Raw genomic sequence first — 22,142 nt, forward strand, 5'->3', positions numbered from 1 at the left:
GAAGGTCGAAGTATACCCGAGCGTCCTGGCTGGCGGATCGCTATAATCCGCGGCTTTTGTTCATGAGTGCGGGGTAAGGGATGCGCGACCGACTGTTGGCTGCAGAGAACGTGAAGGCCATCGATTGGCGTGATGGCGCGCTGTATCTGCTCGATCAACGTGTTTTGCCGTCCCAGGAAAGCTGGGTAGCCTGCCGTACCGTAGAGGCAGTGGCTGATGCCATCCGCTCCATGCTGGTACGGGGCGCGCCGGCCATTGGCATCTGCGCCGCGTATGGCCTGGTGCTGGCTGCCCGTGAGCGCATCGCTCAAGGCGGTGACTGGCAGGCCGCCTGGGAAGAAGACTACGCACTGTTAGCCCATACCCGACCTACTGCGTCGAACCTGTTCTGGGCCTTGCAGCGCATGCGCGACCGCCTGGACCGCCTCAAGAAGCACGCCGATCCGCTGGCGGTGCTGGAAGCCGAAGCCATTGCGATCCATGAAAGCGACCGGGAGGCCAATTTCGTTATGGCCCAGCTAGGCGTGGAGCGGATTCGCAAGCACCAGGGCAACGCCCAGGCGTTCCTGACTCATGGCAATACCGGCGCTTTGGCCACGGGCGGCGTCGGCACGGCCCTCGGCGTCATCCGCGCAGCGTTCCTTGAAGGGTTGGTGGAGCAGGTCTATGTCAACGAGACCCGGCCCTGGCTGCAAGGCTCGCGGCTGACTGCCTGGGAGCTGGCGGGCGACGGCATCCCGGTGACGGTGAATGCCGACTCGGCGGGGGCGCATATCCTCAAGACCAAGGGCGTGACCTGGGTGATTGTCGGCGCCGACTGCATTGCCGCCAATGGCGATGTGGTCAGCAAGATCGGCACTTATCAGCTGGCCGTCTGCGCCATGCACCACGGCGTGCGCTTCATGGTGGTGGCGCCGAGCTCGACCCTCGACCTGATGATGGCTACTGGCGATGACGTCGCGCTGGAGGCGCGTGATCCCGGCGAGTTGCTGGAGGTGATGGGGCAACGCTTGAAGGTAGATGCCATTAATCCGGTGTTTGATGTCACCCCGGCTGACCTGATTGACGTGATCGTGACTGAGAAGGGCGTGGTCGAGCGGCCGGATACGGCCAAATTGGCCAGGTTGATGTGCCGTAAGCGGCTGCATTGAGGGCTGTGGTGTCTGTGAAATGGCTATCGGGGGCAAGCCCCTCCCACACTTCGATTGTGAGCACAGTCAAAAGGTGGGAGGGGGCTTGCCCCCGATTGGCCCTTAAAGTCAACAAAGCCTCCAGATCCAGCCTCAAAAAAAAGCACCACCCCACCTCTGAGCCCCTCTCGTCGCCCTCAAGCCTGTCATCCGTCAAATTACTAGTCTCCATGCGCATCAGGGGGATAGGTGCGTGGCGGCGATTGTGATAACATCCGGCGGTTTCCAGGGCCACCTCGAGGGGTTGCCCATAACGTGCAGATCCGTGTCATAACTCGTTGATTTGTCGTAAGTCGTTGTCAGGCACTGTGCCGGCAGCGGCGAGCTTCGTTCGTCCCATATGGATGCGACGAAGTTTCACCCGAAAAAGGAATCAGGCTTCTCATGGGCGAACTGGCCAAAGAAATCCTCCCGGTCAATATCGAAGACGAGCTGAAACAGTCCTACCTCGACTACGCGATGAGCGTAATTGTCGGTCGGGCACTGCCTGATGCGCGCGATGGCTTGAAGCCCGTGCACCGGCGTGTGCTGTTCGCGATGAGCGAGCTGGGTAACGACTGGAACAAGCCGTACAAGAAATCTGCCCGTGTTGTCGGTGACGTGATCGGTAAGTATCACCCTCACGGCGACACTGCGGTGTACGACACCATCGTTCGGATGGCCCAGCCGTTTTCCCTGCGCTACCTGCTGGTAGACGGCCAGGGCAACTTCGGTTCGGTGGACGGCGACAACGCCGCGGCCATGCGATACACCGAAGTGCGCATGACCAAGCTGGCGCACGAGCTGCTGGCCGACCTGCATAAAGAAACCGTGGACTGGGTGCCGAACTACGACGGCACCGAAATGATCCCGGCTGTCATGCCCACCCGCATCCCCAACCTGCTGGTCAACGGTTCCAGCGGTATCGCCGTGGGCATGGCCACCAACATCCCGCCGCACAACCTCGGTGAAGTCATCGACGGTTGCCTGGCCCTTATCGACAACCCGGAGCTGACCGTCGATGAGCTGATGCAATACATCCCGGGCCCGGACTTCCCGACCGCCGCGATCATCAACGGTCGCGCCGGCATCATCGAAGCCTACCGCACCGGTCGCGGGCGCATTTACATGCGCGCCCGCTCGATGATCGAAGACATCGACAAGGTCGGTGGCCGCCAACAGATCGTCATCACCGAACTCCCGTACCAGCTGAACAAGGCGCGCCTGATCGAGAAGATCGCCGAGCTGGTTAAAGAGAAGAAGCTCGAAGGCATCACCGAGCTGCGCGACGAGTCCGACAAGGACGGCATGCGCGTAGTGATCGAGCTGCGTCGTGGCGAAGTGCCTGAGGTGATCCTCAACAACCTCTACGCCCAGACCCAGCTGCAAAGCGTGTTTGGTATCAACGTGGTTGCACTGATCGACGGCCGCCCACGCATCCTGAACCTCAAGGACCTGCTGGAAGCCTTCGTACGTCACCGCCGCGAAGTGGTAACGCGCCGTACCGTGTTCGAACTGCGCAAGGCTCGCGAGCGCGGGCACATCCTGGAAGGCCAGGCCGTTGCGCTGTCGAACATCGATCCGGTCATCGCCTTGATCAAGGCTTCGCCAACCCCGTCGGAAGCCAAGGAAGCGCTGATCAGCACGCCTTGGGAATCCAGCGCTGTGGTGGCCATGGTTGAACGTGCCGGCGCCGACTCGTGCCGTCCAGAGACCCTGGACCCACAGTACGGCCTGCGCGAAGGCAAGTACTTCCTGTCGCCGGAACAGGCTCAGGCCATCCTGGAACTGCGTCTGCACCGCCTCACGGGCCTTGAGCACGAGAAGCTGCTGGCCGAGTACCAGGAGATCCTCAACCAGATCGGCGAGCTGATCCGCATCCTCAGCAGCGCCGTGCGCCTGATGGAAGTGATCCGCGAAGAGCTCGAAGTGATCCGCGCCGAATACGGCGACGTGCGCCGCACCGAAATCCTCGATGCACGCCTCGACCTGACCCTGGGTGACATGATCCCGGAAGAAGAGCGTGTGGTGACCATCTCCCACGGCGGCTATGCCAAGACCCAGCCGCTGGCTGCGTACCAGGCCCAGCGCCGTGGCGGTAAAGGCAAATCGGCTACCGGCGTCAAGGATGAGGACTACATCGCTCACCTGCTGGTCGCCAACAGCCACACCACGCTGCTGCTGTTCTCCAGCAAGGGCAAGGTGTACTGGCTGAAAACCTACGAAATCCCGGAAGCTTCCCGCGCCGCCCGTGGTCGCCCGCTGGTCAACCTGCTGCCGTTGGACAGTGATGAATACATCACTACCATGCTGCCGGTCGAGGAATACACCGAAGGTCACTTCATCTTCATGGCCACCGCCAAGGGCACCGTGAAGAAGACCCCGCTGGAATCCTTCAGCCGTCAACGCAGCGTGGGCCTGATCGCCCTGGAGCTGGACGAAGGCGACGTACTGATTTCCGCTGCCATTACCGATGGCGAGCGTGAAGTCATGCTGTTCTCCGACGGCGGCAAGGTCACCCGCTTCAAGGAATCCGACGTGCGTGCCATGGGCCGTACCGCCCGCGGTGTGCGTGGCATGCGCCTGCCAGAAGGGCAGAAGCTGATTTCGATGCTGATCCCGGAAGAAGGCAGCCAGATCCTTACCGCTTCCGAGCGTGGTTATGGCAAGCGCACCGCTATCAGCGAGTTTCCGGAGTACAAGCGTGGCGGCCAAGGTGTGATCGCCATGGTCAGCAACGACCGCAACGGCCGTCTGGTCGGCGCGGTGCAGGTGCTCGATGGCGAAGAGATCATGCTGATTTCCGACCAGGGCACCCTGGTGCGTACTCGTGTGGCTGAAGTCTCGAGCCTGGGCCGTAACACCCAGGGCGTGACGCTGATCAAGCTGGCCAAGGATGAAAAACTGGTCGGTCTTGAGCGTGTTCAGGAGCCTTCGGAAGTTGAAGATGAAGAGCTGGAAGGCGAGGAATTCGACGGCGAGGTAATCGCAGCCGGCGATGACAACGTCGATGAGCCAACCCTCGATGCTGCCGCAGACGAAGAAGAACCGCAGGAATAAGCGGACACACAGGGGGCGGATGAAGATTCGCCCCCTTGTTGTTTGTCCGGATGGAAATATCGACAGCGATGAAAATCCAACTGTGGGAGGGGGCTTGCTCCCGATTGCGGAGTGTCAGTGGCACATAAGCTGACTGACCCACCGCTTTCGCGAGCAAGCCCGCTCCCACATTGGATCGGGTGTCGCCTGATATGTTTGCGTGACTACCACCAGATCAGAGTGAGATTGGATGTGAGCAAGAGAGCCTATAACTTCTGTGCCGGTCCCGCGGCGCTTCCTGAAGCAGTCCTGCAGCGTGCGCAGGGTGAACTCCTCGACTGGCATGGAAAAGGCCTCTCCGTGATGGAAATGAGCCATCGCAGCGATGAGTTCGTATCCATCGCCACCAAGGCCGAGCAGGACCTGCGCGACTTGCTGGACATCCCATCCGACTACAAAGTGCTGTTCCTGCAAGGCGGTGCGAGCCAGCAGTTCGCTCAGTTGCCGCTGAACCTGTTGCCGGAAGATGGCACTGCCGACTATATCGACACCGGTATCTGGGGGCAGAAAGCCATTGAAGAGGCTTCGCGCTACGGTCACGTCAATGTGGCAGGCACCGCCAAGCCCTACGACTACTTCGCCATTCCAGGCCAGAACGAGTGGAAGCTGTCCAAGGATGCGGCCTACGTCCACTACGTAGCGAACGAAACCATTGGCGGCCTGGAATTCGACTGGGTGCCGGAAGTGGGTGACGTGCCGCTGGTGTGCGACATGTCTTCGGACATCCTTTCGCGCCCGATCGACGTATCCAAATACGGCATGATCTATGCCGGCGCACAGAAGAACATCGGCCCGAGTGGCATTCTGGTCAATATCATCCGCGAAGACCTGCTCGGTCGCGCGCGCTCGCTGTGCCCGACCATGCTCAACTACAAGGTCGCGGCCGATAACGGCTCGATGTACAACACACCGCCGGCTTTTGCCTGGTACCTGTCGGGCCTGGTGTTCGAGTGGCTGAAAGAGCAGGGCGGTGTGGCTGCCATGGGCAAGCGCAATGAAGAGAAGAAACGTACCCTGTACGACTTCATCGACGCCAGCGGCCTGTACAGCAACCCGATCAACCTGACTGACCGCTCGTGGATGAACGTGCCGTTCCGCCTGGCCGATGATCGCCTGGACAAACCATTCCTGGCCGGCGCCGACGCGCGCGGCCTGCTGAACCTCAAGGGCCACCGTTCGGTCGGCGGCATGCGTGCCTCCATCTACAACGCTGTCGACATCCACGCGATCAACGCGTTGGTGGCCTACATGGCAGAGTTCGAAAAGGAACACGGCTAATGTCTGAGCAAGAACTCAAAGCCCTGCGCGTACGCATTGACAGCCTGGACGAGAAAGTCCTGGAGCTGATCAGTGAGCGTGCGCGCTGCGCCCAGGAAGTGGCACGGGTGAAAATGGCGTCGCTGGCGGAAGGCGAAGTGCCGGTGTTCTACCGACCTGAGCGCGAAGCCCAGGTGCTTAAGCGCGTGATGGAGCGCAACAGGGGGCCGTTGGGTAACGAAGAGATGGCGCGGTTGTTCCGCGAAATCATGTCCTCGTGCCTGGCGCTGGAGCAGCCGCTGAAAGTGGCCTACCTGGGCCCCGAAGGCACTTTCACCCAGGCGGCGGCCATGAAGCACTTCGGCCACGCGGTGATCAGCAAGCCGATGGCGGCCATCGACGAAGTGTTCCGCGAAGTGGCGGCCGGCGCGGTGAATTTTGGCGTGGTGCCGGTGGAAAACTCCACTGAAGGCGCGGTCAACCACACGCTGGACAGCTTCCTCGAGCACGACATGGTGATCTGTGGCGAAGTCGAGTTGCGTATTCACCACCACCTGCTGGTGGGCGAGAACACCAAGACCGACAGCATCAGCCGTATCTACTCTCACGCTCAGTCCCTGGCCCAGTGCCGCAAGTGGCTGGACGCCCATTACCCGAATGTCGAGCGCGTGGCGGTGTCCAGCAACGCCGAAGCGGCCAAGCGGGTCAAGGGTGAGTGGAATTCGGCGGCGATTGCCGGCGATATGGCTGCGGGCCTGTACGGCCTGACGCGCCTGGCCGAGAAGATCGAGGACCGCCCGGACAACTCCACGCGCTTCTTGATGATCGGTAGCCAGGAAGTGCCGCCGACCGGCGACGACAAGACCTCGATCATCGTCTCCATGAGCAACAAGCCCGGCGCGCTGCATGAGCTGCTGGTGCCATTCCACGATAACGGGATTGACCTGACGCGCATCGAAACGCGTCCTTCGCGCAGCGGTAAATGGACTTATGTGTTCTTTATCGACTTCATCGGCCACCACCGCGACCCACTGGTCAAGGGTGTGCTGGAGAAAATCAGTCAGGAAGCCGTAGCACTCAAGGTGCTGGGCTCGTACCCGAAAGCGGTTTTGTGAGGCTTTGACATGAGTGGCAACTTCCTCGCCCTGGCTCAGCCGGGCGTGCAACAACTCTCGCCTTATGTTCCAGGCAAGCCTGTGGACGAGTTGGCCCGTGAGTTGAATCTGGACCCGTCCAGGATCGTCAAGCTGGCGAGCAACGAAAACCCGCTGGGCCCGAGCCCTAAAGTGCTTGCGGCGATTCGGGAAGAGCTGGCCGAGCTGACCCGTTACCCTGATGGCAACGGCTTTGCGCTCAAATCCCTGCTGGCGGACAAGTGCCGGGTCGAGCTGAATCAGGTGACCTTGGGCAATGGCTCCAATGACATCCTTGAATTGGTCGGCCGTGCCTACCTGGCACCGGGTTTGAATGCGGTGTTCAGCGAGCATGCGTTTGCGGTCTACCCGATTGTGACCCAGGCCGTGGGGGCTGATGCCCGCGTTATTCCAGCCAAGGACTGGGGCCACGACCTGCCGGCGATGCTGGCGGCCATCGACGCGCAAACCCGCGTGGTATTTATCGCCAACCCGAACAACCCGACCGGCACCTGGTTCGACGAGCAGGCGCTGAACGAATTCCTGCAGGATGTACCGGAGCATGTGCTGGTGGTGCTGGACGAGGCCTACATCGAGTACGCCGAAGGCAGCGACCTGCCGGACGGCCTCGACTTCCTGGCGGCCTACCCGAACCTGCTGGTGTCGCGCACGTTCTCCAAGGCTTATGGCCTGGCTTCGCTGCGGGTCGGCTACGGCTTGTCCACGGCGGTGGTTGCCGACGTGCTGAACCGTGTGCGCCAGCCGTTCAACGTTAACAGCCTGGCCCTGGCGGCTGCGTGTGCGGCGGTAAAGGATGCCGAGTACCTGGAAGAAGGACGTCGCATCAACGAAAGCGGCATGCTGCAGTTACAGGAAGGCTTCCGCCAATTGGGCCTGGGTTGGATACCGTCCAAGGGCAACTTCATCTGCGTCGATCTCGGCCGGGTGGCTGCCCCGGTGTTCCAGGGCCTGTTGCGCGAAGGCGTGATCGTGCGTCCGGTGGCCAACTACGGCATGCCGAACCACCTGCGTATCACCATCGGTTTGCCGGCTGAGAACAGCCGCTTCCTTGAGGCGCTGGCCAAGGTTCTGGCCCGTGGTTGATGTCACTGCATTGCAACCTGCTATGCCTATGATCGGTCGCCTGGTGGTGGTCGGCCTGGGGTTGATCGGTGGCTCCTTCGCCAAGGGCCTGCGCGAAAGCGGATTATGCGGCGAAGTGGTGGGCGTGGATCTGGACCCGCAGTCGCGCAAGCTGGCGGTGGAATTGGGCGTAGTGGACCGCTGTGAGGCGGACCTGGCAATTGCCTGCCAGGGCGCGGATGTGATCCAGCTCGCCGTGCCGATCCTGGCCATGGAGAAGCTGCTGGCGGTGTTGGCTGGCATGGATCTGGGGCAGGCAATCCTCACGGACGTCGGCAGCGCCAAAGGTAATGTGGTGCGTGCTGCGCAGCTGGCATTTGGCGAAATGCCGCCGCGCTTTGTGCCGGGCCATCCGATTGCCGGCTCCGAGCAGAGCGGGGTGGAAGCCTCCAATGCACAGTTGTTCCGTCGGCACAAGGTGATCCTCACGCCGCTTGCGCAAACCGATCCGGCGGCGCTGGCCGTCGTGGATCGTCTCTGGCGCGAGCTGGGGGCGGATGTGGAGCACATGCAGGTCGAGCGCCACGATGAAGTGCTGGCTGCGACCAGCCATTTGCCCCATTTGCTGGCATTTGGCTTGGTGGATTCCCTGGCCAAGCGCAATGAGAACCTGGAGATTTTTCGGTATGCCGCCGGTGGCTTCCGCGATTTTACGCGGATTGCCGGCAGCGATCCGGTGATGTGGCACGACATCTTCCTTGCCAATCGCGAAGCGGTGTTGCGTACCCTGGACACCTTCCGCAGCGACCTCGACGCCCTGCGTGACGCGGTTGACGCGGGTGACGGTCATCAACTGTTGGGCGTGTTCACCCGTGCGCGGGTGGCGCGTGAACATTTCAGCAAGATCCTGGCACGCCGGGCTTATATGGAAACCGCAGTGAGCGCCGATAAGCTGACTTTCATCGCCAGCCCGGGAGGCCGCTTGAGCGGGCGTATTCGGGTGCCGGGTGATAAGTCGATCTCTCATCGGTCGATCATGCTCGGTTCGTTGGCCGAGGGCGTGACAGAAGTCGAAGGTTTCCTTGAGGGCGAAGACGCCCTGGCGACTTTGCAGGCATTTCGCGACATGGGTGTGGTGATTGAAGGGCCGCACCATGGGCGCGTGACTATCCATGGCGTTGGCCTGCATGGGTTGAAGGCTGCGCCGGGGCCGATCTACCTGGGTAATTCCGGTACGTCCATGCGTCTGCTGGCCGGTTTACTGGCGGCCCAGAGCTTCGATAGCGTGTTGACCGGCGATGCGTCGTTGTCCAAACGCCCGATGGATCGCGTGGCCAAGCCGCTGCGGGAAATGGGTGCAGTGATCGAGACCGGGCCGGAAGGCCGCCCGCCACTGACCATACGTGGCGGTCAAGTGCTCAAAGGTCTGACTTACGCATTGCCGATGGCCAGTGCGCAGGTTAAGTCCTGCCTGTTGCTGGCTGGCCTGTATGCACAGGGTAAAACCGCGGTCACCGAGCCTGCACCAACCCGCGACCATACCGAGCGCATGTTGCGTGGTTTTGGGTGCCCAGTGGCGGTGGAAGGCGCGACGGCGTCGGTGAAGCCGGGCCATAAATTGGCCGCGACCCACATTGAAGTGCCTGGGGATATTTCGTCTGCGGCGTTCTTCCTGGTGGCGGCATCGATTGCCGAGGGCTCCGAGTTGCTGTTGGAGCATGTCGGTGTCAACCCGACCCGCACCGGGGTGATCGATATCCTGCGGCTGATGGGCGCAGATATCACCTTGGAAAATCCGCGTGAAGTGGGTGGCGAGCCGGTTGCTGACTTGCGTGTACGTGCTGCCAAGCTCAAAGGTATCGAGATTCCAGCGGCGCTGGTGCCGTTGGCAATCGATGAGTTTCCCGTGCTGTTTGTCGCCGCTGCCTGCGCCGAAGGTCGAACCGTACTACGCGGTGCCGAGGAGCTGCGCCTCAAGGAGTCCGACCGTATCCAGGTCATGGCCGATGGTCTGTTGGTCCTGGGTGTGAAGTGTGAAGCCACGGCCGATGGGATTATCATTGACGGTGGCCCGATGGGTGGGGGTGAAGCGCAGGCCCATGGTGATCACCGGGTGGCCATGGCGTTCAGCGTGGCTTCCCTGCGGGCCGAGGCGCCGATTCGTATCCGTGACTGCGCCAACGTTGCTACATCTTTTCCGAACTTTCTTACACTGTGTGCCCAAGTCGGCATCCGTGTTGCCCAAGAGGCTCAATTGTGAATATCAAAGCACCGGTGATTACCATCGACGGGCCTAGCGGCTCGGGCAAAGGCACCATCGCCGGCATCCTGGCCAAGCGCCTGGGCTGGTGCTTGCTGGATTCCGGCGCGCTTTACCGCCTGCTGGCGTTCGCGGCGCGCAACCATGGCGTCGACCTGACCAACGAAGAATCCCTCAAGCTGCTGGCGGCGCATCTGGATGTGCAGTTCGTCGGCGCGACGGAAGGTCATCCCCAGCGCATCATCCTTGAAGGCGATGATGTGACCGACGACCTGCGTAACGAGCAAGTCGGTTCCTGGGCTTCCCAGGTCGCCGCGCTGCCGGCCGTGCGCGATGCCTTGTTGCAGCGCCAGCGGGCGTTCCAAGAGCCGCCGGGCCTGGTGGCCGATGGTCGCGACATGGGGACAGTAGTGTTTCCGGACGCGCCGCTGAAGATTTTCCTGACCGCCAGCGCCGAGGAGCGGGCGCGCCGCCGCTACTTGCAGTTGAAGGGCAAAGTCGATGGTGTTAGTCTGTCGAGTCTGCTAGATGAGATCCGTGCACGCGATGAGCGTGATACCCAGCGCGCAGTAGCCCCGCTCAAGCCGGCGGCTGATGCCATACAGCTGGATTCCACGGAGTTGTCCATCGAGCAGGTGCTGGAACGCATCATGAGCGAGATCGCCATTCGCGATATCGCCGGGTGACCAAGAAGGCTGCAGGGGACCAGTCATAGTCCTGTGGTGCTTCTTCTAATTGAAACTGACCCATACCGTCTGGGGTGTGGAGATGGGCGTATTCTTCGCCCTTATCAACAGGAATTAAAATGAGCGAAAGCTTTGCGGAACTCTTTGAAGAAAGCCTAAAAACCCTGAACCTTCAGGCAGGCTCCATCATCACCGGTGTTATCGTTGATATCGATTACCAAGCTCGCTGGGTAACCGTTCACGCTGGTCTGAAGTCTGAAGCTCTGATCCCGCTGGAACAGTTCTACAACGATGCTGGTGATCTGACAATCAATGTCGGTGACGAAGTTCACGTTGCTCTGGACTCGGTTGAAGACGGTTTCGGTGAAACCAAGCTGTCCCGTGAAAAAGCCAAGCGCGCTGAATGCTGGATTGTTCTCGAAGCAGCCTTCGCAGCTGAAGAAGTGGTCAAGGGCGTTATCAACGGTAAGGTTAAGGGCGGCTTCACTGTCGACGTTAACGGCATCCGTGCGTTCCTGCCAGGTTCTTTGGTCGACGTTCGTCCAGTGCGCGACACCACGCACCTGGAAGGCAAGGAACTCGAATTCAAGGTCATCAAGCTCGACCAGAAGCGCAACAACGTTGTCGTTTCCCGTCGCAGCGTCCTGGAAGCAGAAAACTCCGCCGAGCGTGAAGCTCTGCTGGAATCCCTGCAGGAAGGCCAGCAAGTCAAAGGTATCGTCAAGAACCTCACCGATTACGGCGCATTCGTCGATCTGGGTGGCGTCGATGGCCTGCTGCACATTACCGACATGGCTTGGAAGCGTATCAAGCATCCTTCCGAAATCGTCAACGTTGGCGACGAGATCGATGTCAAGGTTCTGAAGTACGATCGTGAGCGTAACCGCGTTTCCCTGGGCTTGAAGCAGCTGGGCGAAGATCCATGGGTTGCTATCAAGGCTCGTTACCCAGAAAGCACTCGCGTAACTGCGCGTGTTACCAACCTGACCGACTACGGCTGCTTCGCAGAGCTGGAAGAAGGCGTGGAAGGCCTGGTACACGTTTCCGAAATGGACTGGACCAACAAGAACATCCACCCTTCGAAAGTCGTACAAGTCGGCGACGAAGTGGAAGTTATGGTTCTGGACATCGACGAAGAGCGTCGTCGTATCTCCCTGGGCATCAAGCAGTGCAAATCTAACCCATGGGAAGATTTCTCTGGCCAGTTCAACAAGGGTGATAAAATCTCCGGCACCATCAAGTCGATCACCGATTTCGGTATCTTCATTGGTCTGGACGGCGGCATCGACGGCCTGGTTCACCTGTCCGACATCTCCTGGAACGAAGTTGGCGAAGAAGCTGTTCGTCGTTTCAAGAAGGGCGACGAGCTGGACACCGTTATCCTGTCGGTTGACCCAGAGCGTGAGCGTATCTCCCTGGGTATCAAGCAACTGGAAAGCGATCCGTTCTCCGAGTACGTTCAAGAGAACGACAAAGGCGCAATCGTTAAGGGCACTGTGAAAGAAGTTGACGCTAAAGGCGCCATCATCACTCTGGCCGACGATATCGAAGCGACTCTGAAAGCCTCCGAAATCAGCCGTGACCGCGTTGAAGACGCGCGCAACGTTCTGAAAGAAGGCCAGGAAGTAGAAGCCAAGATCATCAGCGTTGATCGCAAGAGCCGCGTAATCCAACTCTCCATCAAGTCGAAAGACGAAGTTGAAGAGAAAGAAGCCATCCAGAGCCTGAAAGCCGCTCCGGAAGCTGAAAAAGGCGAGACCACCATGGCCTCCCTGCTGCGCGAAGCAATGGCTAAGCAGAACTAAGTTCTGTAAAGCTATAGAAAAAGGGCGACTTCGGTCGCCCTTTTTTGTGCCTGAAATTTGATGAATCAACAACATAGAACCAAGGCGTTCAGCTCAATGTCAGAACTGACTATAGTCTTCACGAAGGCTATTCGTATTGCTGACCTATAAGGGCTTGAATGAACAGGATTATTGTAATACTCGCGTTGATGGTGCTTGCAGGTTGTTCCTCCACCAGTGCCAAGACCTACGCCAAGCGCGGCGCCAGCGGTATCGAAATCGACTGCTCGGGCCTGGGGAATAAGTGGGAGAAGTGCGAGAGGCGTGCTGCCCGTGAGTGCAAGATGCAGGGCTACAAGGTTGTAACACGCTCCAGTGATGCCAAGGACGAAGAGGGTGACTACTTGTTCGGTTGGAACCCAGCAGGTGCCGTAACTCGGAAGATGTTGGTGATCTGCAAATGAGGGTGCCCGCGCTTGTAGCAGGTGTTTATTTTGCCCGCAGATTAGTTGACGCATGGGCTGTTCAAATTCATCAAGTCATGCTAAAACCTTCGAAGCGCTTTTCCTAGCTGCTTGAAAAAGAAGGGAAAAATATGACGAAGTCGGAGTTGATCGAACGAATTGTCACCCATCAAGGGCTGCTCTCATCCAAGGATGTGGAGCTGGCTATCAAGACCATGCTTGAGCAAATGTCCCAGTGCCTGGCCACCGGAGATCGTATCGAGATCCGCGGCTTCGGCAGCTTCTCACTGCACTACCGTGCACCGCGCGTAGGCCGTAACCCAAAAACCGGCCAATCCGTCAGCCTCGACGGCAAATTCGTACCCCACTTCAAACCGGGCAAGGAATTGCGCGATCGGGTGAACGAAGAAGAGGAAGAAGGCGTCTGAGTGTTTTTGGGGTAGGAGAAGGTTATGCGTGGGGTTAAGCGCGTTGTTGCGGTATTGGTTGCAGTGCTTGCGGCGTTGGTGGTTTTGGCGTTTGTGCTGGAGAACCAACAGGGTGTTGCGTTGACGTTCCTGGGGTGGAGTACTGCGCAGATGCCGGTGGCGGTGTTTGTGGTGGTGGCTTTGATTGTGGGGATGTTGATTGGGCCGTTGTTGGGGGTGTTTGTTGGTAGGCGTCGGGGTAGGGCGATTGCTTAGGATTTGCTCTCTGGGTCAGGTGTGATAAGGAGGTGGCGGCGCTGGGGTGACCGTTTGTCAGAAACCTAGTCATGCAGGGCGCTTCAAGCTGCCTAGCTACCTATCCCCGTTGGTTCCGACAGTTTTCCTAGAAAAGTCAGAATCGTCCGACATACATGTCAAGACTTGTAATATGCCAAAGAGATGGCAGAATGGAATCTGTTCTCGATAACAGGCATTTTGTGCGCTCAAAATTTGGCAGAGACGCTGGGTTTTGGCGGTCAACCAATTAGAATAAAAAAACGCAATTTTGTCTGCATAACGAGCCCGCAGTTTCTCTTTGAAGGCAGGTTTTTGTTGTGAGTAGTAGCTTCCGCGCCCCCCCCGCCCCTCCCACTCCCCCGTCGAGGGAGATTGACGTTGTCGAGCTTTCCCAAGCGATTTGGAAAGAGAGAAAACTGATTTTATCTGTTGCTATATTTGCAAGCTTGTTGGCTGCCGCATACGCGTTTATTGCCACGCCTGAGTATCGGGTGACAACTGTTTTGCGTCCTTCTGCTATCAACGCGCTCGATGCCCTGAATCGCTCGGAAATTTATAGGCTCCCGCCAGACGAAGCTCTGACGAAGGTGGGTGCTTCTCTGGAGTCGTATGAGACTCGTCTTGGTTTCTTTCGAGAACATCAGAAGCTATTTAAGTCATTTGAACAGCCTGGCCGCACCCTGGAACAGTCTTTTGAAGCATTTAATCGTAATTCAGTCAGACTTTTATCCAGCGATGCAAAAAAAGCGGACTCATTGAATGCCTATATTCAAATGGAAATGAACTACCCGAAAGGGGTGGATGGTGTTGCTATCCTCAACGGCCTTGTAGATTACGCCATCACGAGAGAGCGAAATCAGATTGCTGCAGACCTTGATGTGATTGTAAAAAACCGACTGAATGAGATTAAAGGCAAGCTGGATGCTGCCCGCTCAGGTTACAACGCTGAAAAAGAAGCGAGGATCGCTCTTTTGACGGAGGCTGACGCGCTAAGGCGGGCGCAGCTGCAAGACGAGCTTAAGGCTCTGAGGATACAGTTGAAAACGCGCCGTACGGATCGAATGGCGCAGCTCAGCGAGGCAATAGGAATTGCAAAGTCTTTGGGTATTAGGAAACCATCTACCCCGTCATCGCTGGGAGAGGGTGAACGAGGTGAGGCAGTCAGCATGATGCGCACTGAGATTAACAATCAGCAAGTCCCATTGTATTTTATGGGTGTTGACGCGTTAGAGGCTGAAAGGGCGGCATTATTGCAGCGCAAGTCAGATGATTTTACAGAGCAGCGTATTGCGCAGATCGCCAACGAACTTCAATTGCTCCAATCTAATAGGCAGATCGAGGTATTAAATCAGAGGAAGAACGAGGATCTATTTCTTAAAGGTGTAGAGCCTATGCGTGCAGAAATTGCTCGATTACACAATTTGAATATGGATATGGGGAACTTACAACTGGTCGCTATCGATAAGCAGGCAGTTGAGCCCACGAGTCCAATTAAGCCCAATAAGCTTCTAATTGTCATCTTGGGAGCCTTCCTCGGGGTGTTGCTAGGAATCTTTAGTGCTGTATGCCGCTATTTTTTAAATTTGAGAAATTGTCAGGATAGGCGAGCAGCTGGATTCAGCCTTCCCGCTGTGGAAAGCACCTTGAGCCATGACAGTGCCCAGCCTGCGCTTTTCGACGCCACGCGTTAGTCGGCGAGTTAGTGAGGGCTGCGTTTGATTCGTATGGTAGTGTCAAGGGACTGCTTGAATGACTTTATATATCTTCGCTCTGGTTGCGACTTGATATCATTTTGATGTCAGTTTTGGTTCTGCTCATCAGGCTTGCTTTTTTAGATGATTTTTTAAACCAGTGAGCAATCCTTGGAACCAAATATGGCCTAAATGCCTCAAATCTGGGACCGGGCCAGAGCGGGCGTGATCTTGGTGAGCGACCGAATGCTTTGAGTTTGCTGGGGCGACATGGGAGCGACTGACGGCCGTGTGTAACCCCAACGTCGTTTCACTGGATTTTTTGCAAGAATATTTCATAGGACAGCCTGTCCCATCGCTTCTGGGGGGGGCTGATGCAGTCTCAAGCTGCATCAGCACCGGGAATATCTTGGGAGTGTCAAAGCATGCTCTGGTTGAATTGGGTGTTCAGGGTAGTATTATCTGCGTACGAACTTATGATCTTCCGCAGTAGGTCGAGTTGACGGGCGTGGGAGCACGTCCTATTTCAAAGAAATGGCCGGTATCAGATGTCAATATGGTCTGACAAATACACTTGGCGATGCAAATGTAATAGCATGCCATGGAAAACGACATTCGTGAAAACGCTATGGGTGTAGATAACCACTCAATCATTCTGCGGCCCAATACCCCGTTGCGTTACGATTGGTACCTGGTGCAATGCAAGCCTAAGCAAGACGGGCGTGCTCAGGAGAATCTCGAGCGGCAAGGCTATGTATGCTCTCGCCCAGTTCTCAGGCGCGAAAGGGTCAGTCGTGGTCGGCGACAGTTCATTACGGAGTCACTGTTTCCCGGGTATTTATTTGTACACCTCCCGGAAGGTGCCAATTGGGCCCCGCTACGGTCGACAAAGGGGGTCAGTCGTATGGTTGCTTTTGGCGGCTCCCCGCTGGGGGTAGCGTCTGGCCTTGTTCATGCGCTGCAGGAGCGGGGAAATTTGGGTGTTGTTCCTACGTATCATGCGGGTGATAAGGTAGTTATCCTCGATGGCGATTTCTCCGGCTTTGAGTCCATTTTCATGGCGATGGACGGTGAGGAGAGAGCCATTTTGTTGATCAACATGTTAAGCCGTCAGCGACAGATTGTTGTCCCTTTGAGCTGTCTAGGTGAGGTTGGCAGCGAGGCGTGACTGGCGTATAGCAGCAGGCGAGTCTTCAGGGGGATGACTAAAAACCTTGGGGCGGTAGCGTGGGATTATTTTATTTTCCTCGCTCTCTGGTGCACAAATAACCTGTGTCAGAATTCAGGTAAGGCTAAAACCTACGGCTACACCGCCCGGTGACATTTTTCGCGAGACACGTTCCCTAGCCAATACGAGTGTAATCGACTATTCGATTTAAATTTACCAGTGCGAAGCTGAAATAGAATCGCGCTTTTCTTATGGAACTAACACATGTTGTTATTAGAAAACATAAAACTTGCTATTGTTGGTTTGGGGTATGTTGGCCTGCCGTTGGCTGTTGAATTCGGAAAGCACCGCTCTGTCGTTGGGTTTGACATCAATAAATCTCGCATTGAGTCGCTTCGAGGGGGGCATGATTCGACGCTGGAAGTGAGTGATGATGAACTGCTTTCTGCAAAATCTCTCAGTTTTAGCTCAGATTTAAATGAACTTGAAAAATGTAACGTCTTTGTCGTGACTGTTCCCACGCCAATTGATGAATACAATCAGCCGGATTTGACTCCTTTAATCAAGGCTTCGGAAAGCATCGGGAAGGTATTGAAGAAAGGCAATATCGTTATTTACGAGTCGACGGTCTACCCAGGTGCTACTGAAGAAGACTGTGTTCCCGTTTTGGAGAAGTTTTCGGGACTTAAATTTAATGTTGATTTTTTTGCAGGTTATAGTCCAGAACGAATTAACCCAGGTGACAAGGAGCACCGCGTTACTACCATTAAAAAGGTGACCGCGGGTTCTACTCCAGAAGTGGCTGATCTTGTGGACTTGCTGTATCGCGAAATTATTGTTGCTGGCACGCATAAAGCAAGTAGCATTCGTGTCGCGGAAGCCGCTAAAGTTATCGAAAATACGCAGCGCGATTTAAATATTGCACTGATTAATGAACTGGCTATTATTTTTAATAAAATGGGTATTGATACGGAGGCTGTGCTCGAGGCTGCCGGTACCAAGTGGAACTTCTTGCCTTTCCGTCCTGGATTGGTAGGGGGGCACTGTATTGGCGTCGATCCATATTATTTGACTCATAAAGCTCAGTCCATCGGTTATCACCCAGAAATTATCCTAGCAGGGCGCCGTTTGAATGACAGCATGGGGGCATATGTCGTTTCGCAGTTGGTAAAAGCGATGCTCAAGCAGCGTATTCATGTCGACGGTGCCAAGGTGCTAATTATGGGCTTGGCATTCAAGGAAAACTGCCCCGATCTGCGTAACACGAGAATTGTCGATATCGTACGAGAGTTGGCTGAATACAATATTGCTGTGGACGTGTATGACCCTTGGGTAAGTGGCGCTGAGGCAGAACACGAATATGGCATAATGCCTATCGATAGCCCGGTTGAAAACACGTATGACGCCGTAGTAGTTGCGGTGGCTCATAATGAGTTTCGATCTATGGGGGCTGCTAAAATCCGCGCGCTCGGTAAAGACAAACACGTACTTTATGACCTGAAATACCTTTTGGAACGTGGTCAGTCTGATATTCGTTTGTGATTGTATTTTAGATGCCTACATAGTAGTGGGCAATTTTTAGACTCTCTTTCTCTACGAAGTGGACCCTATGACGCGTTACGAAATACTCTTGAAAAACCTTCCAAATGAGCCAAAAGTTTGGCTTGTTACCGGAGTCGCTGGTTTTATCGGTTCGAACTTGCTCGAGACGCTTTTGAAGTTGGATCAGTACGTGGTCGGCCTTGACAGTTTTATTACAGGACACCAGCGGAATCTCGATGAGGTAAAGCAGAGCGTCGATGAAAAACAGTGGCTCAGGTTCAAATTTTTTAACGGTGATATCCGAAATTTGGATGTCTGCCACGAGGTTTGTTCTGGCGTCGATTATGTGCTTCACCAAGCTGCTCTTGGTTCCGTGCCTCGCTCCCTAAATGATCCGATAACTACAAGCCAAACTAATATTGACGGCTTTCTGAATATGTTGGTGGCTGCACGGGATGCTAAGGTCAAAAGTTTTACCTACGCCGCTAGCAGTTCTACTTACGGTGATCACCCAGGGTTGCCGAAAGTTGAAGATGTGATCGGTAGTCCGTTGTCGCCTTATGCGGTGACAAAATATGTCAACGAATTATATGCTGACGTGTTCGCGCGCTGCTATGACTTTAATACCATTGGCCTGCGTTACTTTAATGTGTTCGGGAAACGGCAGGATCCAGACGGTGCCTATGCGGCTGTTATCCCGAAATGGGCGGCCTCCATGATTAAAGGCGAAACCATCTTTATAAATGGTGATGGTGAAACAAGTCGCGATTTTTGCTTTATAGAGAATACTGTTCAAGCCAATTTGTTGGCGGCTACTGCGGTCGACCAAGCTGTTCGCAACCAGATTTATAATGTTGCTGTCAGTGGTCGCACGACACTTAATACGCTGTTTTACGCTCTAAAAAAAGAGCTTGCGGCAAATGGTGTTGATTATCTGAAGGATCCGATATATAGAGATTTTCGTGCTGGTGACGTGAGGCACTCTCAAGCTGACATTGGAAAAATAAAAACCAGTCTTGGTTACTCACCGGCCTATTTGATTGAGCATGGTGTGGCAAAGGCGATGCCGTGGTATGTCACTTTTCTAAAGTGATGTCGAAGGATATATAGCCTGCTAATGGTTACGAGAGGGTATGATGAGTCTTATTAAATGGATAGATTTCCAGACGTTAGGTGATGAGCGAGGCAGTCTGGTTTCGATCGAGCAAGGTAAGGTCGTTCCGTTTGAGATAAAACGTGTTTACTATATATATCGAACGGCTGAAGGCGTAAGTCGCGGCTACCATGCCCATCGGAACTTGCAACAAGTCGCTATATGCCTTGTCGGCAAGTGCCGTATGGTATTGGATGATGGTGTGACGCGAGAGGATGTTTGGCTGGATTGCGCAACAAAAGGGATTTTGATTGAAGGTGGCATGTGGCGTGAAATGCATGACTTCAGTGAGCAGTGTGTACTACTTGTCTTGGCAAGCGCACCTTATGATGAAGCAGATTACATTCGAAACTACGAAGAGTTTTTAGCTATTACACGCCAGTCTAGAATAGCAACCTCTTTGCAGTGTTAAGTTACCTTGCCATCGTTTAAACTTGTGAACTCATGCGCGATATTGATATGGTGATGTGCAAATTGTTATAAGTTTATACAGTGTGTTGTATTACATCAGCGGTTGTATACTTGTCTTGTTCGCCGCCTTAGAAACTAATCAGGTTATATAAAGATGGTAAATTTTCTCGATTTGAAAAGCATTAACGCCGCGCTGCGTTCGGAGTTAATTGAGGCATGTACTCGGGTTATTGATTCTGGTTGGTATATATCGGGTCGAGAAGTAGCGGCGTTCGAGGCTGAGTTTGCAGCGTATTGTGGTGTAAAGCACTGCATTGGTGTGGCAAATGGGTTGGACGCTCTGACATTGACCATACGAGCTTGGAAAGTGCTTGGGCGATTTAAGCAGGGTGATGAAGTCATCGTTCCGGCTAATACCTACATTGCGAGTATTCTATCGATTACGGAGAACGGTTTGGTTCCGGTGTTAGTAGAACCTGACGACACTACCTTCAACTTGTGTCCTACGAAATTAGAAGGCGCTCTCACCGATCGCACGAGGTTGATATTGCCGGTACATCTTTATGGGCAAATTTGCGATATGCCAGCTATTAATGAATTCGCACAAAAATATGGTCTGTTGGTACTGGAGGACTCGGCGCAAGCACACGGTGCAAGCGTGAAAGGTAAAAAGACAGGTAGCTGGGGAAGCGCTTCAGCATTCAGCTTTTATCCGGGTAAAAATCTTGGTGCCTTAGGAGATGCTGGTGCTGTAACCACAGATGATGATGAGCTCGCTGAAACTATTCGAGCCTTAGGGAATTATGGGTCGAAATCAAAATATAATAATATCTACAAAGGCGTGAACAGTCGCTTGGATGAGTTGCAAGCCGCAATGTTACGTGTGAAGCTGGGCCACTTGGAAAAAGATACGAGTGTGCGTCGCAGTATTGCAGCTGCCTACATGGCTGGTATAGAAAACCAAGCGTTGAAGTTGCCGCTTGAAAAGTCTATTGATGCCACCTCCTTCTTGGAGCATGTTTGGCATCTGTTTGTTGTTCGTTGTCAAAACCGAACTGCTTTTCAAGATCATTTACGTGCTAAGGGCGTGGAGACGCTAATTCATTATCCTATTCCTCCGCACAAACAGAAGGCTTATGCCGAATGGGATGAATTGAATTTTGATATCACCGAGCGCATGCACGCCGAGGTCATTAGTCTCCCGATTGGACCGACGATGAGTATGGACGACGTTTCCGTCGTTATCGACGCATGTAATAGTTTTAACGGCGCCACGGTAGAATGACGTTTCTTAAAACCAGTCTATTGAATGGTATAGCAGTAGTTGTACGCATGGTCACACTATTATGTATAAATAAAATTCTTGCGGTATACGTCGGACCTGTAGGCTATGCTGCGCTTGGCCAGTTTCAAAATGCAGTGCAGATGATCACAACGTTTGCAAGTGGCGCAATTAACGCAGGAGTCACTAAATACACCGCTGAGTATCATGAAGATGAAGAGCGGCAGCGCACGGTGTGGCGCACGGCTGGCAGCATTTCCGTGATCGGAGCGCTGGTGACCGGCGTGCTCGTGACCGTTTTTAATGAAAATTTATCTTTGGCTTTTTTGAAAGATCGTGCGTTTGGCGGTGTATTTGTTTGGTTTTCAGCAACTTTAGTGTTGTTTGTTCTGAATACTTTATTGCTTGCAGTACTAAACGGTAAGAAAGAAATTCCTCGGTATGTTATATCAAATATTGCGGGGAGCCTTTTTGCTCTGGCCGTTACAGCGTATATGGCGATTATGTGGGGGCTGTATGGCGCGTTGGTAGCATTGGCGGTTTATCAGTCGTTGAGTTTCTTTGTTACAGTTTTTCTCTGCTATACAGCTCCTTGGTTCAAGATTCGATATTTTATCGGACGAATTGATTTCGGTGTGGCTCGAAATTTGGCTAAGTATACGGCGATGTCACTCACCTCTGTGGCGTGTGTGCCCATTAGTCAAATTCTGGTTCGAAATCACTTGGGCGAGAGCTTCGGGTGGGAGGCGGCCGGTTATTGGGAGGCGTTGACGCGGTTAAGTGGCGCTTATCTTATGCTGATCACCACAACGCTAAGTGTTTATTATTTACCTAAGTTCTCCGAGTTGAAAAAGTCGGAAGATATAAGGGCCGAAATTGTGAGTGGGTATAAAATAATATTGCCTCTCACTGCGGCGGGTGCTCTGATAATCTATCTTTTTCGCGAAATGATCGTGAAGCTGCTTTTTACTCCTGAATTCTTGCCGATGACTGATCTATTTGCCTGGCAGATGCTAGGCGATACATTGAAGATCGGAAGTTGGGTTATAGCCTACTTGATGCTTGGGAAAGCAATGTTCAAGCTTTTCATGATCACAGAAGTTATTTTTTCTACTTCTTTCGTATTGTTGTCTTGGCTGTTTACCAATGAACTAGGGTTGCAGGGTGTGACAGTAGCCTACGCAATCAATTACGCGGCGTACTGGGTTGTTATGGGTGTTTGCATGTCACGCAAATTGAAGGCAGTTCAATAAATA

General features: G+C 54.7%; 18 protein-coding genes. All 18 read left to right on the top strand.

Features of this window, described 5'->3' with window-relative positions:
• Positions 1 to 80 precede the first annotated feature (80 nt).
• Positions 81 to 1,151: an S-methyl-5-thioribose-1-phosphate isomerase gene (gene mtnA / locus ASD70_RS10725; protein WP_046071542.1), complete on the top strand. Its 1,071-nt coding sequence runs from the start codon at positions 81 to 83 to the stop codon at positions 1,149 to 1,151.
• A 423-nt stretch (positions 1,152 to 1,574) separates the two neighbouring features.
• On the top strand, positions 1,575 to 4,229 hold the full coding sequence (gene gyrA, locus ASD70_RS10730; protein WP_046071543.1) for a DNA gyrase subunit A: 2,655 nt from the start codon (positions 1,575 to 1,577) through the stop codon (positions 4,227 to 4,229).
• A gap of 231 nt (positions 4,230 to 4,460) precedes the next feature.
• Positions 4,461 to 5,546, top strand: a complete 1,086-nt coding sequence (serC, locus tag ASD70_RS10735; protein ID WP_043047446.1) for a 3-phosphoserine/phosphohydroxythreonine transaminase — start codon at positions 4,461 to 4,463, stop codon at positions 5,544 to 5,546.
• Complete coding sequence (gene pheA, locus ASD70_RS10740) at positions 5,546 to 6,640, top strand: prephenate dehydratase (protein WP_043047445.1); 1,095 nt, start codon at positions 5,546 to 5,548, stop codon at positions 6,638 to 6,640. The genes serC and pheA overlap by 1 nt, the downstream gene beginning before the upstream one ends.
• Before the next feature lie 9 nt (positions 6,641 to 6,649).
• On the top strand, positions 6,650 to 7,762 hold the full coding sequence (hisC, locus tag ASD70_RS10745) for a histidinol-phosphate transaminase (protein ID WP_046071544.1): 1,113 nt from the start codon (positions 6,650 to 6,652) through the stop codon (positions 7,760 to 7,762).
• 28 nt (positions 7,763 to 7,790) lie between these two features.
• Positions 7,791 to 10,001: a bifunctional prephenate dehydrogenase/3-phosphoshikimate 1-carboxyvinyltransferase gene (locus tag ASD70_RS10750; protein WP_056846426.1), complete on the top strand. Its 2,211-nt coding sequence runs from the start codon at positions 7,791 to 7,793 to the stop codon at positions 9,999 to 10,001.
• Positions 9,998 to 10,687: a (d)CMP kinase gene (cmk, locus tag ASD70_RS10755; RefSeq protein WP_034102642.1), complete on the top strand. Its 690-nt coding sequence runs from the start codon at positions 9,998 to 10,000 to the stop codon at positions 10,685 to 10,687. The genes ASD70_RS10750 and cmk overlap by 4 nt, the downstream gene beginning before the upstream one ends.
• A 119-nt stretch (positions 10,688 to 10,806) precedes the next feature.
• Positions 10,807 to 12,492, top strand: a complete 1,686-nt coding sequence (gene rpsA / locus ASD70_RS10760; protein WP_043047443.1) for a 30S ribosomal protein S1 — start codon at positions 10,807 to 10,809, stop codon at positions 12,490 to 12,492.
• Positions 12,493 to 12,650: 158 nt separating this feature from the next.
• A complete protein-coding gene (locus ASD70_RS10765; RefSeq protein WP_046071546.1) occupies positions 12,651 to 12,935 on the top strand; it encodes a lipoprotein in 285 nt (94 codons plus the stop codon).
• Between the two features lie 131 nt (positions 12,936 to 13,066).
• Positions 13,067 to 13,363, top strand: a complete 297-nt coding sequence (gene ihfB / locus ASD70_RS10770) for an integration host factor subunit beta (protein WP_003189779.1) — start codon at positions 13,067 to 13,069, stop codon at positions 13,361 to 13,363.
• A 24-nt stretch (positions 13,364 to 13,387) separates the two neighbouring features.
• Complete coding sequence (locus ASD70_RS10775; RefSeq protein ID WP_056846403.1) at positions 13,388 to 13,618, top strand: LapA family protein; 231 nt, start codon at positions 13,388 to 13,390, stop codon at positions 13,616 to 13,618.
• Between the two features lie 338 nt (positions 13,619 to 13,956).
• Entirely contained in the window at positions 13,957 to 15,330 is a 1,374-nt protein-coding gene (locus tag ASD70_RS10780) for a Wzz/FepE/Etk N-terminal domain-containing protein (protein ID WP_056846404.1), read from the top strand.
• A 628-nt stretch (positions 15,331 to 15,958) separates the two neighbouring features.
• Positions 15,959 to 16,498, top strand: coding sequence for a transcription/translation regulatory transformer protein RfaH (gene rfaH / locus ASD70_RS10785; protein WP_056846427.1), 540 nt, complete (start codon positions 15,959 to 15,961; stop codon positions 16,496 to 16,498).
• 264 nt (positions 16,499 to 16,762) lie between these two features.
• The gene (gene tviB, locus ASD70_RS10790; protein WP_056846405.1) at positions 16,763 to 18,040 is read left to right on the top strand and encodes a Vi polysaccharide biosynthesis UDP-N-acetylglucosamine C-6 dehydrogenase TviB; all 1,278 of its coding nucleotides are present in this window, start codon (positions 16,763 to 16,765) and stop codon (positions 18,038 to 18,040) included.
• A 67-nt stretch (positions 18,041 to 18,107) separates the two neighbouring features.
• Entirely contained in the window at positions 18,108 to 19,133 is a 1,026-nt protein-coding gene (locus ASD70_RS10795; RefSeq protein ID WP_056846406.1) for an NAD-dependent epimerase/dehydratase family protein, read from the top strand.
• A gap of 40 nt (positions 19,134 to 19,173) precedes the next feature.
• A complete protein-coding gene (locus ASD70_RS10800; RefSeq protein WP_330219684.1) occupies positions 19,174 to 19,605 on the top strand; it encodes a sugar 3,4-ketoisomerase in 432 nt (143 codons plus the stop codon).
• Positions 19,606 to 19,758: 153 nt separating this feature from the next.
• Positions 19,759 to 20,889: a DegT/DnrJ/EryC1/StrS family aminotransferase gene (locus ASD70_RS10805; RefSeq protein ID WP_056846407.1), complete on the top strand. Its 1,131-nt coding sequence runs from the start codon at positions 19,759 to 19,761 to the stop codon at positions 20,887 to 20,889.
• Positions 20,886 to 22,139 (top strand): O-antigen translocase, encoded by a 1,254-nt coding sequence (locus ASD70_RS10810; protein ID WP_056846408.1) that lies wholly within the window; start codon positions 20,886 to 20,888, stop codon positions 22,137 to 22,139. Before ASD70_RS10805 ends, ASD70_RS10810 begins: the two co-directional genes overlap by 4 nt.
• Positions 22,140 to 22,142: the final 3 nt, after the last annotated feature.

The organism is Pseudomonas sp. Root569, from assembly GCF_001427465.1.
In the GTDB taxonomy this organism is placed as follows: domain Bacteria; phylum Pseudomonadota; class Gammaproteobacteria; order Pseudomonadales; family Pseudomonadaceae; genus Aquipseudomonas; species Aquipseudomonas synxantha.